This window comes from Mesorhizobium sp. M5C.F.Ca.IN.020.32.2.1 (assembly GCF_004023105.1).
GTDB lineage: Bacteria > Pseudomonadota > Alphaproteobacteria > Rhizobiales > Rhizobiaceae > Mesorhizobium > Mesorhizobium wenxiniae.
On the sequence record NZ_RZSX01001065.1, the window covers coordinates 1 to 1,902 of the forward strand.

Annotated in this window: 3 protein-coding genes; all 3 read left to right on the forward strand. The window is 59.0% G+C overall.

What is annotated here, in order from left to right; all coding sequences use genetic code 11:
* Positions 1 to 262: amidohydrolase family protein (locus tag EOA86_RS32865; RefSeq protein ID WP_164892243.1), on the forward strand; the 262-nt coding region annotated here is incomplete at its 5' end.
* 565 nt (positions 263 to 827) lie between these two features.
* Positions 828 to 1,397 (forward strand): FMN reductase, encoded by a 570-nt coding sequence (gene msuE / locus EOA86_RS32870; RefSeq protein WP_236473434.1) that lies wholly within the window; start codon positions 828 to 830, stop codon positions 1,395 to 1,397.
* Between the two features lie 25 nt (positions 1,398 to 1,422).
* Positions 1,423 to 1,902: LLM class flavin-dependent oxidoreductase (locus tag EOA86_RS32875; protein ID WP_128345378.1), on the forward strand; the 480-nt coding region annotated here is incomplete at its 3' end.

Here is a 1,902-nt window from a genome sequence, read left to right on the forward strand (position 1 = left end):
GGGCTACGGCTCCGATCTGCTTGGCCAGATGCATAGGCACCAATCAGAGGAATTTCTTCTGCGCGGCCGCGTTCTCAAGCCTCGGGACGTGATCCGATCCGCGACGGTGGATGCTGCCCGCGTGCTCAACATGGAAGGCCTCATCGGCACCATCGCGCCTGGCGCTCACGCAGATCTCATCGCCGTCTACGGCAATCCGTTGAAGGACCTCGCGATTTTGTCCGATCCCGCCCGGCTTCGAAAGATCATCAAGGGCGGGTGAGTGGTGAAGAATGAATAACCAGACGCAGGTAATCCGTTGCCATTCAGGGGAATTACGCAACACATATACAGGCAGGAGCACAACAGAACGTATTGAGCAGCTACCGATGGTTCCGAAGGCATGACGCTGCGATTGCCGCCTTCGTGCTGCCGGTGCTCAAAACTCTCAATCGTCCCTGACCAGCCTTGAAATCTCGGCGCTAATATCGGCTCCTTCGTAGGGCAATGCCTGAGGACGTTTCTCGCACGCCTAGCCGTCATAATACACGCGCTCATTTGATTGCGTGGCATCGGTGGAGAGCGCTGTCACAAACGGCTGGACGACATTCCTCATATCGCGCCGGCGGAGCCTGTTTTCACCAAAGTCGAACTCGCGGGTGACGCCTACGGCCCCTGCCAAGTTAATCCCATTTGAGATCGAATGCGGTGGGCGTGCCGCTCCTAGCAGCGCCGTTTTTCCCATTGACGTGAAAACATCAGAACAAAGTACCTTATGTCTACAGATTTCGTAGAATATCGTTTGGTTTCGGTGGTGGCCTATGGCGCATGTGTGGGAGATAGATGACTTGGCACGATTATCGGTTCTTGGAATATCCGGCGGTGTAAGCAACCCGTCCCGCACCACGGCGGTCGTCAATGCGCTGGTCAAGGCGGTCGCGTTGCGCCTGCTTGCCGACACCGGTCTGATTGAGATCACGGAGGCAGCACCGTCGCTTTTCGCCGGACTATCCCGCGGCGCACTTGGCGCATCTGGAGAAGCGATTATCCAGCGTGTCGAGAAGGCCGATTTGCTCGTGGTCGGAACGCCTGTCTATAGGGCTTCCTACACTGGCGCTCTCAAGCACCTGTTCGACCTGGTCGACTATCGCGCGTTGACGGGCAAGACCGTGCTTCTCGCGGCGACCGGCGGGAGCCCATACCATGGCCTGGTGCTCGAACATCAGCTCCGGCCATTGTTCGGCTTTTTTGGCTCTGTCACCGTCCCTACGGGCGTCTACGGCACGCCCGACGATTTCGTCGATGGCGAAATCGTCGGCGCAGCCATCATCGAGCGTATTGCAAGGGCCGCTACCGACGCGGTCTCCTTGCTCAACTCAAGTCACGCAAATGCCGCCGTCGCCACCCGCGTCGGCTGAGCCAATCAACAGGGGAAACGACGACATGAGTTCGCATTCCGACGCCATCAAATTCGCCTACTGGGTCCCGAACGTCTCCGGCGGCCTGGTCATCTCCAACATCGAGCAGCGGACGGGTTGGGATATCGACTACAACCGCAAGCTCGCCCAGATTGCCGAGGCCAACGGGTTCGACTATGCGCTGAGCCAGATCCGTTTCACAGCCGGCTATGGGGCCGACAACCAGCACGAATCAGTCTCGTTCAGCCATGCCTTGCTTGCCGCGACCACAACGCTGAAGGTCATCGCAGCGATCCTGCCCGGTCCGTGGAACCCTGCGCTGGCGGCCAAGCAGATCGCTACCATCAACCACCTGACCAATGGCCGCGTCTCCGTCAATGTCGTCAGCGGCTGGTTCCGAGGCGAGTTCGCCGCGATTGGCGAACTCTGGCTCGATCATGACGAGCGCTATCGCCGGTCGGAGGAATTTATCCGAGCGTTGCGCGGCATCTGGACGGAAGACAGC